We start from the raw sequence: 15,402 nt of genomic DNA on the forward strand, positions 1-15,402 counted from the left end.
GGATAAGCCCGGTACTCTCTGGATAGATTGGCGTTTGCGCATACGGACCGGAACCGCGCCCAAGCGAAGCGGTTAGGCCGTCATGGAAAAGCTGTTCGTCCGGTTCGCGACCCTGACGGCCAAGGTGGCGGGCAAGCCGTGGACCTTCATCGCCTGTCTGGCCGTCGTCCTGACCTGGGCGGTCAGCGGGCCGATCTTCAAGTTTAGCGAGACCTGGCAGCTGGTGATCAACACCGGCACGACCATCGTCACCTTCCTGATGGTGTTCCTGATCCAGAACACGCAGAACCGCGACGGGGCGGCGATGCAGGCCAAGCTGGACGAGCTGATCTTTGCGATCAGGCAGGCCGATGCCCGCTTCATCGGCATCGAACATCTGACCGAGCGTGAACTGGACGCCATTCTGGCCGAGGTCGAGGCCCGCGGCATCGCCGTGCATCAGGGCAAGCCCGCGCGCGCCATCAAGGGCAAGCCGGCCAGGCGGGCTACTGACATCGAGGCCGAGCAGCCGAAGAAGGCCTCGGCCAAGGGCAAGCCATGAGCGATCTGGTCGCCAACGTCGTGGGCACCGCCGCCGCTCTGTGTTCGATCACCAGTTTCGCGCCCCAGATGATTAAGATCTGGAAGGATCGCGACGCCTCCTCGGTGTCCCTCAAGACCTATTCCCTGACCGTGACCTGTTTCGTTCTGTGGACGGCCTACGGAGTCATGACGACCGCCTGGCCCATCGTCGTGGCCAACGCCTGCGCCCTCGTCATGGCGGCCGTGGTCCTGGCCATGAAGTGGCGGTTTCGGGATGGGGAGCCGGACTAGGCCCCCCGCAACCGCCCGCGCTTCTCTAGCGTGATCGTGTCGCCGTCGAAGCGGATCCAGGCGGGCTCCATGAGCTGAAGCACATTGCCCGGCTCGACCTCGAACGCGCGGCCGAAGACGGACTGGGCGCGCGTGCCGCCGCCGAACTGATACAGCTCGCCCCACTGCTGGATCGGCCCATCGGACGGCAGCAGCAGGCCCAGCGAGGGCCGGTCGTCCAGCGGAATGAACCAGAAAGGACCTTCCTCGTCGCCGACGGTAGGACGCAGGGTGTCGCCCGGACCGGTCGTCACGAAGTCGGGGCCATAGGTCCGCTGGAACTCCGCCATGCCGCCCGCCCCGTCGAGCAGCCCCTGATAGGCGACCAGCAGAGCCTTGAACTCTGGTGCCCGGCTGCGCTGGGCGATCAGGTCTGCGTCTGCGGTCGAGGCTGTAGCCGCAGGCGCGAACAGGGCGGAGGCGCGTCTGATTGACGGGCTGGACGCAGCGGGCGGCGCAGACGTCGGCGGGGAGGCGGGTTTGCGCGCCGGTCGGGCCGCCGGGGCCTGCTCGAAGAAGTCCCCGGCCAGGTCGCCGGGCCCCCGCATCTCGGCATGATCGGGGAAGGGGGCAAGCGGCTCTTCGTCGTCGGTCAGCAGGCGCGGCATGGCCGTGTCGAGGCGACGGCGCAACTGGGCGACCTCGGCGGACAGCATCTCGATCTGGCGCTGCTGACGGGACAGTAGCCGATGCAGCGTTTCGAGTGTCACCGCATCTTGGCCCGCATCATCGGGCTTCGGCGACTGCGCACTCGCTTCGGGCGGCGACCCGTCCGAGGATTCATACTCCGGCTCCGCCCCCGGCTTTTTGCGGCCGCCCAAGCCCCACAGGCGGTCCCCGGCCACGGTCAGATGTCCCTGACGACGATGCGCCGGTCGCGCTCGATCAGGGGTAGGGCCATGATCGACACCAGTTCGCGCAAGGCCGTGATGAAGGGCGGCTCGAATGGCTGGGCGTCCTCGTCGGTGAAGGCATCGGCGTCCAGATCGTGAAGCGAATCCGACAGGTTCTGGCGCACCTTGGCCCGGATATCGTTCAGGGCTCCGCGCTGTTCGATGTCGATATTGATGTCGGTCAGCTTGCGCAGGGCGATCAGGAAACGGCTCAGATGGGCCAGTTCAATGCGGTCGACCTCGCTCGCGCTTTGCAGCGCGGTCAGGGGCGCGGTCGCCAGGGCTTGCGTTTCCACGCCGCCGACCATGACGTCGATGTCCTCGCCCAGCACGGCCAGACGGCTTTCGCCACCCGTCGGGTCCTCGCGGCGGTCGACCAGCAGGCCTTGCGCTACTTCGTGCTTGGCCTCGTGCGGGCCGGAGAACCGGAATTGGATCGCGACATCCGTCGGATTGTATTCCGCCGCCGCGATGGCCAGGCGAACCAGCTGGGTCAACTCGTCGTCCGAACCGCCTGTGTGGAACTGACGGAACAGGGTCGACCCGCGCCCGGCAAAGGCGACGGTCAGCCGGTCCAGGTCGGCCCGGCGCAGGCCCGAGTTCGGATCGGCCACCAGCTGCCCCAGCACCAGGCCGACGTAATACATCAGCCCGCCAAGGGCGACGGAGGCGACCTGTTGCAGGCCCAGACCCGCAGGCTCTGACGCCAGAAGGCCGAAGTTGTCGGCGAAACGCTGGGCGAAGGCCGGTTTGTTGACATACAGCTCGACAAAGTCACGCCTACCGTCGGCGCTGAGCGGGTCGCCCTCGCTGAGGCCGGTCGAGACCTCGCTCATGTCGATCTTGCGCAGTACGTCGGGATTGTTGGCCAGATAGGCGGTAAAGAAGTCCCCGCCCGCGACCTTGAACGAGTTGCGCCAGAACGGCTTGCCGTCCCGCCACAGGGCGATGTCGGTCGTGCCGCCGCCGATGTCGAGCACCAGCATCAGCTTCTCGGCCCCTTGCGTTACGAAGACGTGGGCGGCGGCGGCCCCCTCGGTCTTGCGCAGGAAGGTCGGGCGGCCGTTGGCGGTGGTGTCGCCGGCCGGGCCGAACAGGGCGGACCAGTTGCGGCGCAGCTCGTTTTCCAGCTGGCGATGCTGCGATGGCTTGAACGCCTGCGGATAGGAGAAGCGCCAGTCGATGGCCAGGGGATCGGTCCCCTCGGCGACCAGTTCGGCGGCCGACATCATCATGATTTGGCGCAGGAAATGGGTGGCCAGGGCGCGCTCGGACTGGGTCTCGCCCCACTTCAGCCGGAACTTCAGCAGACCCGCGCCGGTCCATTCGCGGAAGATGTTGTCCGACAGGCCCAGATCGGCCTGACGCGCGATAAAGCCGTCGAAGTTCGGGACGAAGAAGACGTTGTCGGCGAAGCCGTGCTGATGCATCCGCCCCTCGCGGACACGGGCCTGAAGCTCCGGCGGCAGGGCCGGGCGGAACTCGCGCAGCTTGGCGACGGTGGGAAACGGCGTCTCGTGCTTTTGCAGCGGGAAGAAGCCGAGGTATTGGCCGACCAGCTCCTCGCGCCGCCGCGCCTGTTTGGCCCGCACGCCGAAGGGAAAGACGATGCGGTCCTGGAACGTCAGCCGCTCACGAAGGCCGTTTCGCTCGGTATAGACCACGGTGTTGGTGGTGCCGAAGTCGACGGCCACCTTCGCCTCCAGCGCCGACGACCGGGTCTGGGCAAACCGGACCAGCGCCATGCCGGCGGGTACGAAGTCGCCGGTGGCCGTCTTGCGGGCGAAGAAGACGGCATCCGCGCCGCCGGGAAGGTGATGAAGCTCGGCCACGCCCTGATCGGTGGCGGTGAAGCCGATGCGCTCGACCAGAACCTTCTGCTGGCCATTGGCCGTCGTGCCGCGCACGGTCGATATGCGCTCGGGCTGAAGCGCCGAGGCGGGCGGGACAAAGCCGAACAGGTCGTCGATCGCCAAGGTCGACGAGTCCGACCACAGCCGGATGCGACGCGCGCGGTCGGACATGTCCAGCGACGCCCCGCGCACCTGACTGGCCATGACCTCGGCGGTGACGGCGAACCGCGGCCGCATGTAGTAGTTGATGCTGGCGGTGAAGTGCAGGAAGGTCCAGCGCCAGCCGGGAGCCTGGAAATTGGGCCAGAAGGCCAGGTCGTCCGGGACCTGAAGCACCTGTTTGCTCTGGTCGGCGCGGGGCAGGTCGCGGCGCACGGCATGGGGACGGCCGGATTGCAGACGCAGCCGCAGGCGGACGACGGCGTCGCCGGAACTCGGCGACATGTCCAGCGCCTCGGCCAGACCCTGACCGGGCACCAGCATCAGGGCCAGCGGCGACAGCGGCAGCAGGGCCGACTGGAAGGCGGCGGGATGGGCCTCGTTGATCGTCTGGCTGTCGAGCGTGATCAGGCTGTCGGTGAACAGGTCGGACGGGCGAATGACCAGCCAGCCCTCGGCCTCGGCCTCCTGCCGGATGATGTCGAAGGTGGCGGGCCGCATGGCGTCGGCCAGGCTGTGCCGACCCCAGACGGAGATCGACTCCGGGCGCTTGCCCAGGGTCTCGGCCAGGTCCGGATCGACCAGGATGGCACCCTTGAACAGGCTTCGAGCCGGGGGCGACAGCTCGATGGCCGCATCGGCCTCGGTCGGGGGCACGCTGGTGCCGTCGAACTGCCAGGTCGAGCCCAGGACCTGGGCATGCAGCGGGCTGGGCCAGGCCAGGTCGATGGTGGCCGGGTTCAGGCCGCGCACTTCGGGTGCGGCTTTTGCATTGGCGGCGCGATGGAACGCCTCCAGCGCCTGGGCCAGACCGCCGCGCAGCCGGGGTTCCAGATCGTCGCGGGCGCTGAGCCGCGTCCACATCTGGCGGATGTAGTCGGCCAGGATACGGAACTGACGCTCCGACAGGGCCGCGTCGATCGGGTCGGACAGGCCGTCCTTCAACCACGGCACATCGGGACAGCGCACCTGCTCGGATGCACGCCCGGCGGCGACCAGCGCCGTCGGGGTGAGGAAGCCCAGCGGGCGACCGGGCCCGAAGGCGAAGGTGCCGGATCCGCCGCGCTCCTGGATCATCAGGGCGACGGGACGTTTCCAGCTCAGCTCCGGCACGAGAACCCGCGCGGGCTCCAGGTCCAGCAGGGTGCGGGCGAACAGGCTGTTGCGGCGGCTGCCCTCCAGATCGACCGGCTGGGCCGTCAGCGTATAGGCCGCGCTGAACTCCGGCATCAGGGCGATGGTCGCGATCAGCGCGCGCCACTGGGGCAGGACCGTCGTGTGAAGCGGGTGCGAGGCATCGAACAGGGCGCGGTCAAAGACCAGCATCTGGGCCCAGGGGTCCGGGATGCTCTTAACATCGCTGCGCTCGGCCTGTTTCTCGCCGATGAACAGGGCGTCGGCCAGCTTGTCGAGGTGATCGATCGAGGTCCAGGCCCCGGCCTTCTTGGCCTCGGCCAGGGGGCCGTCGGTGATGATCGGCGGCAGGTTGTAGGTGTACAGTCCGCTGTGACGCATCTCAGGTCCTCGTCGCGGCGGGCGGTTGAACGTCGGCAAAGGCATGCAGGGCCGAAACGAACCAGCCCAAACCACGCTGGTTGACCTCCGGGGCCGTCTCGTTGGTCAGCCGGCCCATCAGATCGGCGGCGGTCGGCGGGGCCTCGCCCGTCTCGCCGGGCATGACGATGCTGCCATAGGCGTCGTCATAGTCGGCCCCCTCGAAGACGCGGGGCACCTGGACCGGCTGATTCGGACGCTCGCCGGGGCGGATGAAGGCGTCGGTGTTCCACAGGCCGAACTTGATGCGGGCGCGGCGGGCGTGCAGCTCGATCCCCCCGGCCCAGCCCAGCACCCAGCGGCAATAGCCGTCCAGGGCGGCGACCTCGGCCTCGGCGGGCGTGGCGTCGAACTTGATCGTGTCGATGCGCTGGCGACGATACCAGGGATCGGTGCGGAAGGCCTTGAACAGGCCCGACCGCGGGCGGCTGACCAGCGGACCCCAGTGCTTCCACGCCACGGCGAAGCGCAGCAGCTGGCCTAACTTGTGATAGGGCGCGTCCGGATCGTAGTCGGGCGAAGGCAGGTCGGACCAGGTCAGGGCGTCGGCGGAGGTGCGGGCGCTGGCCAGCACCTGACCGGACACACCCTTCAGATCGGCATTGAAGAAGCGGCAGGCGGCCAGGGCTCCGAACAGCTCCGGCGCCAGCGGTGGATTGGCCTGACCATTGGCCCCGCGGCTGTGATAGCCCAGCGCGAACGGACGGTCCCAGCCGACCAGATACAGCTGATCGAAGATCGGTTCGTCACGCAGCAGGTCGGAATAGTGTTTGAGCGCGCTCTTGGACTGGAGCACCAGTTCCTCGGACAGGGCGACGTTGTCGCGGGACGCATCACCGTCGCGGCCCGGCGGGTCGAAATCGAAATAGGGCAGCATCAGAACGCCGCCGATGTGGACGTTGGACGCCCCCTGCGGCAGGCGACGCCGGATCAGCCGGGCCAGGGTCGGAAAGCCCGCCGCGCCCGTGCCACCGAAGACGGAGCCGACCAGCAGGACGCGCACCTCTGTCGCACCACGCGCGGCATCTAGAGCGGTGGTCAGCTTGTCCCAGAACTCGATATCGTCCTCGATGCGCGAGGCCATGGCGGCGGCCCCGATGTGCGGGCGGCCGCGATAGCCTTCGTCCAGCGGCAGATCCTGTTCGGTATCGGCGGCGCTGGTGCCCTGGGCGAACAGGCCGTCGAACAGCTGGCGCTCGCCGGTCGGCATGGACTCACGATCGAAAATGCGAGCCAGCGACGCCGCCTTGTCCGGATGCGGAATCCAGACTTCTTCAGCGGGGGACAGGGACTGAATGTCCGTGGCGAAGAGGGGGCTGCCGCCCAGAACATGCGCGCCGCCCGTGCTGCGCCACAGGGCGCGCGCGCTGACGATGGTGGCCAATAGCTGGGCCGTGCGACCGACGTTGCCGTTGGAGCCGTCCTGATCGACCAGGCCGACCGTCAGATTGTCGCCCGCCAAGCCGGCGACGGCGGCGTGCAGCGTCGATTCGACGACCTTGGCCCCTGTGCCCCCGACCCCGATCAGGATGTTGACGGCCATCAGCGGCTCCTGCCGATCGGAATGAGCACAGTTGCCATGGGCACCGAGGCGCGCAGCACGGCGGGAGCGGCCAGGGCGGTGGAGACATAGTAGCTGAGCCAGGTCAGGACGATGCCCCCCGCGATGAAGCCGCCTGTCGCCGTGGCCGTGGCCTCAGCCGCCGGACCCTGTCGGTTGAAGGTCAGCCACAGCAGGACGGCGGCCGCGACCGTGACGACCAGATAGCCGACCAGCCAGACGCCCTGCGCGTTGCGCTGGGTCTCCGGGCGGCCGACCTTCGACACCTGGGCCCAAGCGAGCAAGGTCCAGCCCAGGGCCACTGCGGTGGTGATGATCATCAGCTTCATGAAGCCATCGACCAGGCCGTCGGCCGCACGCTTGCGCTGGGTCTCCATCTGGTTGCCCAGGGCATTGGCGGTGACCGTGCCGCCACCGTCCAGGGCTCCGTCGAGGGCGGCGTCCAGCGCATTGCCCTGATCCACCGTTGCAGGGGCCGCCGTGGTCATCGGCGCGGGCTCCAGAAACCGGGTGCTGGCCGTCTGCCAGGTCAGCAGACCCCATCCCAGGGCGAAGACGATGACGCCTGTGACCAGCACGACGGCGAGGGCCTGAAGCCAGTTGCGGGTCATCGAGAACTCCAGAAGGGGGCAGGCATCAAAGGGGTCAGGGCTCGACCCTTACCAGAACCGCCAGACTGGCCAGTGGCAAGCCCTGCGGCGGGGTAGTTTCGCGCAATCCCGCTTCAAGCTGCTCGGCGAAAGCGGCGAGATTGAGCGTGGGGAAGAAGGTGGGCGAGGCCGCCGAAACTGCACGGGCGCGGTCGGGCGAGACGCTCCAGTCGCGCATCCATTTGGTCTCGGGTGGAGCGGCGGTGAAGTTGTTCGTCGTCAGCTGACCCTGGATCAGATAGTCGCTGCCCGCGACCAGGGCGGCGGTGGATCGGCCGTCCAGCGTGAAGGTCGCGCCGTCCGGGCCATCCGGACGCCAGGCCCCGGACAGAGCCGGTTGGCTCTCCCATGCCCCGGCCCCACAGCCTCCCGCGCGCCGCCAGACCTGGGTCTGACCGCCCAGCTTCCCGCGCCAGATGGCGCCGGGCAGGATGCGGGCATCGGCGACGACGGGGATGCGCAGGCTGGCCTGGCCGGTGCGCAACTGGTCCAGGCTGACACGGACCTGGGGCAGGGCCTCGGCCCGGTCGCCGTCGATCAGCCGCTGGGCCGCGATGTCGCCCGTGGTCTGGACTGGGGCGCTGGCCCCGAGCCATGCGGTGGCGGGCTCCGGCGTGAACAGGGCGAACTTGCTACGGTCGGCGCTGAGGGCCGGGCTGCCTGAGCGGGACAGGGTGCGATAGGCGGCCAGCACCTCTGTACGGCTGCCGACCAGAAGGATGAAGAGCGGCCGCTCTCGGGCCCCGGCATGGGTGCCGACGCCCGGCACGTCATAGACCGGCCCAGCATAAGGCGCGCGCAGGCCAATCACGCCGATCGACTTGCCCTTGGCCAGCAGGGCGCGGATCGGCTGGCCCAAGGCGATCTCGGCACTGCCCTGGAATGCCGTGTTGGACAGCCAAAGGTCGGTGACGACGACGTCCAGACCGGGGCCGGAGCGATCCGCGATGCGGGTCAGAACACTGTCGATCCGACTTTCCTGATTGTCGCAGTTCGCCTGCTGTCCGCAGCGATAGAAGCCGGTGGCGGCCAAGCCTGACCCGGAGGGCAGGGGCGTGATCCGCTCGCCGAAACGCAGCCATTGCGCCTGAACCCCGACTTCGCGAGCGTGGCTGGCCAAAAGGGGCTGAAGATCGCCGAGCGGCCGAACGGAATCGGTCGCGCCATCGACGTAGCCGGCGATGCTTTCGGACCCGTCCCAGAAGACCCGCATCGGCCCCTTGGCGACGTCGGCGGCGGGACGCAGGGCGGGGGCGGCTCCGTCGGGTGCGCACAGGGCCCCCATCGCGCGGTCGCCACACCCGGCCAGCAGGACGGCGGTGGCGAGGGCGGCGCAGGCAAAGAGTTTGCTGACGGGCAACGAACTCCCCATACGCTCGGTTGCGGATTAAGGGCTTGGTTTACTACGCTCTTCGCGCGACTGTCCATGCTGCTTCACGGGGGTCTTCTTGTCCGGTTCGCCGATTTCCATCGCCTTCGTGATCGAGGGCCAGACGGTACGACTGGGCGACCCCAACCAGTGGCGTGCGGCGGTGATGAACGGCGACCTGACGCCTGCGACCCGCATCGTCGTGGCCGAGGACGGGGGGCAGATCTACAGCGGTCCAGCCGCGGGCTATGAAGGTCTGAACTCGCATTTCGAGGCGGCGCAGGTGAAGGACGAGCCGGCGGCGGATGATGCGCCCGCCGCGGAATCGCCTGTGGTGACGCCGACGTTCGAGACGTCAGCGGCCGCGGACGACGCCTTTGCGCCTGTGGCGCCCCCTGAATCGCCTGCCTCGCCCGCCTCACCCCCAGAACTGCCGGTTTGGCAGCAGCCGCGTCCGCAGCGCTGGCCGGTGCAGGAGCCGCCCGCCATTCCTCGAACCGCCACGGCGGCCGAGGCGGCAGCGTGGCGCGCCGGGCAGCGCCCCCTGCCGCCGCCGAAGAAGAAGAGCAATGCGGGACTGGGGTGCCTGATCCTGATCGTGGTGCTGGCGGGGGGCGGGCTTCTGCTGTCGCGCTGTACGGGCGATGCGACCCGCCGGGCCGAGGTACGCTATGCCGAGGTCCAAACCGCCGTGACGGACGGACCCGACGGTTCGCCCCAAGCCGTGTTGGGACGCGGAGACACCGTGACCGTCCTGTGGCCTCGCACCGGCCAGCCGCAGGACTGGCTGCAGATACAGGGCGGACGGTTTGACGGACGCTATGTGCGCACCGAGGCCCTGTCCGACCGTCGCCGACCGACCATCGTCCTGACCGATCGCACGCGAACGATCACGACAGAGGATGTACGCGTCCGGGCCGATCCGGCCGGAGAGCCGCTGGATGTCGTGAATACGGGCGACCAGGTGCACGAGATCGGCGTGACCGACAACGGCTGGTCCGAGATCGAATACGGCCAGGGCGTCGCCTATGTCGCCACCCGCTATACCCGCGCGCCCAGGCGTTAGGGTTGGGCGTTACGGTGCACGCTCCGACGCCTAAAGCCCGAGAGGGCCGAACATCCAGGTCAGCCAGATTCCGAGCGCGAGGAAGGGACCGAAAGGCAGGCGATCCTGTCCGGACACCTTGCGCCCCAGAACCAGGCGTCCGGCGACCAGGCTGAGCGCCGCGACGGAAGCCCAGAGCAGCACGCTGGGCAGGCCGATCCAGGCGACCCAGGCCCCGCCTGCCGCTAGGAATATGGGATCGCCGCCGCCCAGTCCGTCCCGCTTGCGCAGGCCACGATAGGCGAAAGCCAGCAGCCACAGACCCAGAAACCCTGCGACTACCCCGATGGCCGAGTGCAGCAGACTGCCGGTCGGCAGGATCGCCGCCGCGATCAGCCCGGTCGCCAGCAGCGGCAAGGTCAGGGCGTCGGGCAGCCAGAAATGCTCGGCATCCACCACGGCGATCAAAATCAGGTGCCAGCCGAGCAGGGCCGTGAACGCCGTGGACGGAAGGTCTGGCTGCGACAGACCGGCCCAGACCCCGACGCCTGCACAGGCCAGTTCGATCAGGGGGTAGCGGATCGGAATCGTTGATCCGCAATCCCGGCAGCGGCCCCTGGCAAAAATGTAACTGAGGACCGGTACCATGCGATGAGGCGGCAGGACGCGGTCGCAGCCGCCGCAGCGGGAGCGACCGAATATGACACCGCGTTCCTGCGGCAATCGCAGGCTGATCAGGCCGATGAAACTGCCGGCGATCAGGCCCAGACCGGCCAGGGCGATGGCGAGGAGAGGGGGCGGCAAACGGCGATATCCCTTGGGTTTGCACTGGCCTAACCCGCACTCCTAGCCATGGCAACGCCCGCTGAGCCGCGTGTGAAAACGCCGTGTGACGATTGCGCCGTGTCAGGAGCGAGTTTCACCGAACGGCGAAAACAACTTCACACAAGCGCGGCGGAACCGTCACCATTCGGCGCTCGCGCTGTCACATCCGGCGTCTAGCCAGAGGGTCGGGCAGGAGGGGCGATACGTCGTCGGAGCCGGGCTGCACGCCTGTGTTCCACCTGTCGAATGATCCTTTGGACCTGACACGGTGAAAACGATGACCGGCTTTCGACTGACAACCCTGCTTGCCCTCTCGGCCAGCGCCCTGGCCCTGGCCGCATGCGGCTCTGCGGAAGTCGCCTCGCCTGGTGAAGGCGATTTCGGCGGCGGCACCGGCGGTGGCGGAACGGGCCCCACCACGCCGCCTCCCGGCACGCCCGCCGCAGACTGCCCAAGCGGCTTCGCCAACGTCGGCCTGATCGCCAACAACACCCTGCGCGTCTGCCAGCTGCCGCAACAGATCAACGGTGCCCTGACCGTGCCGCTGCGGGCCGGCACCATCTATTCGATCTCGGGCCGCACCTCGGTGGGTACCGATCGCGGCATCGATCCGGCAGCCCCGACCGCCGGCAGCGAGCAGGGCATCCTGACCATCGAGGCGGGCGTGCGCATCTTCGCCTCGGGCGGCTCCGACTATCTGCTGGTCAACCGCGGTTCGCAGCTGTTCGCCGAAGGCACGGCCACTAACCCGATCATCTTTACCAGCCGCCAGAACGTCGAAGGCACCACCAACGAGAACTCGCAAGGTCAGTGGGGCGGTATCGTCCTGGCTGGTCGCGCGCCACAGGCCAACTGTCAGCTGACCGCTCCGGTCACCTGCACCGGCACGGTCGAGGGCACCAGCGCCTTCTACGGCGGCAACACTCCGGCCGACAACTCGGGTCGCGTCCGCTACGTCCAGATCAAATACTCCGGCTTCGAAATCTCGTCGGGCAACGAGCTTCAGGGTCTGACCCTGGCCGGCGTCGGCTCCGGCACGACGGTCGAGTTCGTTCAGGTTCACAACAGCTCGGACGACGGCATCGAAATCTTCGGCGGCAACGTCAACCTGCGCCGTATCGTCATCACCGGCGCCGACGACGACGGTCTGGACACCGACACGGGCTGGCGCGGTGGTGCTCAGTTCGGCATCGTGACACAGCGCCCGGCCGGCACGACCAGCCGCAGCGCCGGCTTCGAGTTCTCGGCCGCTCCGGCCTCGACGCCTCTGGCCAACCGCTATGTGTCGCAGCCGAAGATCGCCAACTGGACCCTGGTCGGCCGCAATGCGACGATCGACGCCCACACCGTCGCCCACTTCGACACTGGTACGGATGCGACCGTGATCAACTCGGTCTTCACCAGCGTCGCGGGCTCCGTCGCCGGCTGTATGGCCATCAACGATGCCGACACCGGTACCAGCGGCGTGACCTTCAACTCGGTCTTCATGTCCTGCACCGTGCCCTATCGCCCGGCCAACACGGCTCTGTCGACGGCGGCCTTCACGGCCGGCACCAACAATACGGCGACCGGCACCTCAACCCTGACGGCACCGACCGGCACCAGCCTGTCCAACCAGACGCTGACCTTCATCAATGGCGCGAACGAGAACGCCGTGCCGGTGGTCAATGCTCCGGGCATCTATCCGTTCTTCACGGCCACCACCTACATCGGTGCCGTCCAGAATGCCGCCGACACCTGGTACACGGGCTGGTCCTGCGGCCTGACGTCCGGCGCGACCTGCTGATGACGGATGCGCGGAGGCGGCCCGACCGGGTCGCCTCCGGCTTTCGCGTACTCCGTTGAACTTCTCCAAGGCGCAGATCATGAAGACCCTTACCTTGACCCTGAGCGGGGTCCTTTTGGCCACCAGCGCAATGATTGCGCCCGGTCTGGCTTATGCCCAGACGCCGCCCGCGGTCGCCACTGTGCCCCCGGCGGCTACGGCCCAGACGCCTGCCGTCCAGGCCGAACCCGAAACAGACCAGGAACCCGTCTCCGAACTGGACGAAATCGTCGTCCTGGGCCGCTACATTCCCGAGCCGAACCGGGAAAGCGCCGAGGTGGCCGCCTTCCTGACCGCCGAAGATCTGCAGCGTACGGGCGATTCCAGCGCGGCACAGGCTCTGACCCGCGTGACCGGTCTGACGGTTGTGGAAGGGCGTTTCATCTATGTGCGCGGACTGGGCGAGCGTTATTCCTCGGCCCTGTTGAACGGTTCGCCCCTGCCGAGCCCTGAGCCGCTGCAACGTGTCGTGCCGCTGGATCTGTTCCCGTCCAGCATTCTGGAGAGCGTGACGGTCCAGAAGACCTATTCCGCCGACTTCCCGGGCGAGTTCGGCGGTGGTGTCATCGATCTGCGCACCGTCGATGCACCCAACGAGCCCTTCTTCACCATGTCGGCGTCGGTAGGTGCCAACTCCGAGACAACGAACAAGGAAGGCCTGATCTACTACGGATCACGCACCGACTTTACGGGTTTCGATGACGGCACCCGAGATGTGCCGGGCCTGATCAACGCCGCCTTCCAGTCGGGTCGCCAGATCAACCGCGCCAACTTTACGACGGCCGAACTGCAACGCATGGGTCAGTCGCTGGTCAATGCGCCGCTGCGGCTGCTGCAGCGTGAAACCACACCGGTCGATTTTGGCTTCGATTTCGCGGGCGGGCTGTCGAGCGAAAGCAGTCTGGGCACCTTAGGCCTGATCGCGGTCGCCGGTTATGACAACAGCTGGAGCGGACGTCGTGGTCGCCAGCAGGAAGGCCAGTTCTCGGGCGACATCCTGGTGCCTGTGACGGACAAGGCGTTCGAGTCCAACCAGAACGACATCCAGTTGAACTTCCTCGGAGCCCTCTCGCTTTCGAACGAGAACCACGAGGTGAAGTGGACCAACTTCTACGTTCGCAACACGACCAAGGAGGCACGCTCGACCGTCGGGCCCGATCTCAGCGTCGGGGGCGGCATTCTGCGTGACGACTATACGGAATGGTTCGTGCGGCAGCTGTTCTCGAGCCAGTTGGCTGGCGAGCATCAGTTCATGAACGGTGCGCTGGAGTTCGACTGGCGCGCGGCCTATGCGAAGACGTCGCGCGACGCCCCCTATGAGTCCCGCTTTCAGTATGGCGTGAACGCCGACGGCGACTTCATTCACAATCCCTCGAACCAGATTTCCTTCAGCGAGCTGGACGAGGATGTCATCTCCGGCGGGGCAGACGTCAGCTATACCCTGCCGCTGTCGGACCTGCGTGAGATAGTGTTCAAGGCCGGCGTCGCCTATACCGACAGCAGCCGCGATGCGACGCGCTACGACCTGCAACTGGCCGCCGTCAGCGCTCTGACGGACGAGCAGCGGGAATCACGCATCGATTTCCTCTACTCGGACTTCAACATCAATCCGACGACGATCGAACTGCGTCAGATCGCCGGCACCAACGGTGCCGGGGCCTATGAGGCGGAACTGACCGTCGCGGCCGCCTATATTCAGGTCGATGCCGAGATCATTCCGCTGGTTCGCACGACGGCCGGTGTTCGCTTCGAGGACGGCGAGCTGACCGTGACGCCACGCGACCTTTTCGGTGGCGCGGCACCCTTCGCCCCGACCAGCATCGAAGAGCAATATTTCCTGCCGTCGTTCACCGCGACCTGGAACTTCGCCGAAGATCAGCAACTGCGGATCGGCGCATCGCAGACCATCGGTCGCCCGCAGTTCCGCGAACTGGCGCCGCAGTCCTATATCGACCCGGAGAGCGACCGCGAGTTCACGGGCAACCCGTTCCTGGTCGACACGGAAATCCTGAACCTGGACGCCCGCTACGAGTGGTTCTTCGCCCGGCAGCAGTTCCTGACCGCTGGTGTCTTCTACAAGCAGCTGGACAAGCCGGTTGAATCCGTCGTCGTCCTAACCGGCGACCAGCGTCAGCAGTCCTTCCTGAACGCGCCGGAAGCGACGATCTTCGGGGCCGAGGTCGAGGCCAAGAAATTCTTCGAATTCCCTGACAACGGCATGCCCTTCATCGCCAACAAGCGCTGGCTGGTGCAGGCCAACTACACCTGGTCCGACTCGGAAGTCAGCGTCGAGCCCGGCGACGTGGTTCGCACGCCGGGCGGTGGCGGGGCCGACGAGGATGCGACCTTCTTCATCCAGGACGGCAGCCGCCTCCAGGGCCAGTCCGAGCATGTCGCCAACCTGCAACTGGGTTGGGAAGACGACACGGCGCGCTCGCAGGCGACCTTCATCGTCAACTATGTCAGCGAGCGCATCACGGCCCGTGGTGCGGGCAGCGCGGGCAGCCGCGAGCCCGACTATGTTCAGGACCCGGGCGTCTTCCTGGATTTCGTCTACCGCAAAGACTTCGAATATGCGGGCCGCGATCTGGGCTTCGCGCTCGAACTGCGCAACCTGCTGAACACCGACTATGACGAGTTCCAGGAGCTTGGAAACAAGATCCTGATCAACAACTACGAGCTGGGCACCAGCGCTTCGGTCAGCCTGACCGCACGCTTCTGATCCACGGCTGACGGGGACCGGCGACGCGCCGGTCCCCGTTTTGGTTCAAGACGGTTTGGCGTCATTTCGTCCGGACTGCCCCCAACCGTCACGG

General features: G+C 67.3%; 11 protein-coding genes. 5 read left to right on the plus strand and 6 right to left on the minus strand.

Annotated elements, in window-relative coordinates; all coding sequences use genetic code 11:
- The first annotated feature begins 82 nt into the window (after positions 1-82).
- Both ACE3TH_RS11175 and ACE3TH_RS11180 read left to right on the plus strand, forming a co-directional pair.
- Entirely contained in the window at positions 83-541 is a 459-nt protein-coding gene (locus tag ACE3TH_RS11175; RefSeq protein ID WP_374599749.1) for a low affinity iron permease family protein, read from the plus strand.
- Positions 538-813 (plus strand): SemiSWEET family sugar transporter, encoded by a 276-nt coding sequence (locus ACE3TH_RS11180; protein ID WP_292173556.1) that lies wholly within the window; start codon positions 538-540, stop codon positions 811-813. Before ACE3TH_RS11175 ends, ACE3TH_RS11180 begins: the two co-directional genes overlap by 4 nt.
- On the opposite strand, the gene ACE3TH_RS11185 is transcribed toward ACE3TH_RS11180, so the two are convergent.
- Genes ACE3TH_RS11185 through ACE3TH_RS11205 form a run of 5 tightly spaced genes read right to left on the minus strand, consistent with a single transcriptional unit; the run spans position 810 to position 8,882 of the window.
- Positions 810-1,697 carry a hypothetical protein gene (locus tag ACE3TH_RS11185; RefSeq protein ID WP_374599750.1) on the minus strand — a complete coding sequence of 296 codons (888 nt, stop codon included), beginning with the start codon at positions 1,695-1,697 and terminating at the stop codon, positions 810-812. The two genes, ACE3TH_RS11180 and ACE3TH_RS11185, sit on opposite strands and share 4 nt — an antisense overlap.
- Before the next feature lie 2 nt (positions 1,698-1,699).
- Complete coding sequence (locus ACE3TH_RS11190; RefSeq protein ID WP_374599751.1) at positions 1,700-5,272, minus strand: hypothetical protein; 3,573 nt, start codon at positions 5,270-5,272, stop codon at positions 1,700-1,702.
- Between the two features lies 1 nt (position 5,273).
- Entirely contained in the window at positions 5,274-6,854 is a 1,581-nt protein-coding gene (locus ACE3TH_RS11195) for a tubulin-like doman-containing protein (protein WP_374599752.1), read from the minus strand.
- Complete coding sequence (locus ACE3TH_RS11200; protein WP_374599753.1) at positions 6,854-7,483, minus strand: hypothetical protein; 630 nt, start codon at positions 7,481-7,483, stop codon at positions 6,854-6,856. The genes ACE3TH_RS11195 and ACE3TH_RS11200 overlap by 1 nt, the downstream gene beginning before the upstream one ends.
- Positions 7,484-7,517: 34 nt before the next feature.
- Entirely contained in the window at positions 7,518-8,882 is a 1,365-nt protein-coding gene (locus tag ACE3TH_RS11205; RefSeq protein WP_374599754.1) for a hypothetical protein, read from the minus strand.
- A gap of 88 nt (positions 8,883-8,970) precedes the next feature.
- On the opposite strand from ACE3TH_RS11205, the gene ACE3TH_RS11210 reads away from it, so the two are divergent.
- Positions 8,971-9,957, plus strand: coding sequence for a hypothetical protein (locus ACE3TH_RS11210; protein ID WP_374599755.1), 987 nt, complete (start codon positions 8,971-8,973; stop codon positions 9,955-9,957).
- Between the two features lie 30 nt (positions 9,958-9,987).
- Here the strand turns inward: ACE3TH_RS11210 and ACE3TH_RS11215 are convergent, their stop codons facing one another.
- Positions 9,988-10,740: an A24 family peptidase gene (locus ACE3TH_RS11215; RefSeq protein WP_374599756.1), complete on the minus strand. Its 753-nt coding sequence runs from the start codon at positions 10,738-10,740 to the stop codon at positions 9,988-9,990.
- A gap of 298 nt (positions 10,741-11,038) precedes the next feature.
- Between ACE3TH_RS11215 and ACE3TH_RS11220 the strand changes: the two genes are divergently transcribed.
- Entirely contained in the window at positions 11,039-12,547 is a 1,509-nt protein-coding gene (locus tag ACE3TH_RS11220; protein ID WP_374599778.1) for a hypothetical protein, read from the plus strand.
- A 79-nt stretch (positions 12,548-12,626) separates the two neighbouring features.
- Positions 12,627-15,308 (plus strand): TonB-dependent receptor domain-containing protein, encoded by a 2,682-nt coding sequence (locus ACE3TH_RS11225; protein WP_374599757.1) that lies wholly within the window; start codon positions 12,627-12,629, stop codon positions 15,306-15,308.
- The last annotated feature ends 94 nt before the right edge of the window (positions 15,309-15,402 follow it).

This window comes from Brevundimonas sp. (genome assembly GCF_041919755.1).
Classification (GTDB): domain Bacteria; phylum Pseudomonadota; class Alphaproteobacteria; order Caulobacterales; family Caulobacteraceae; genus Brevundimonas.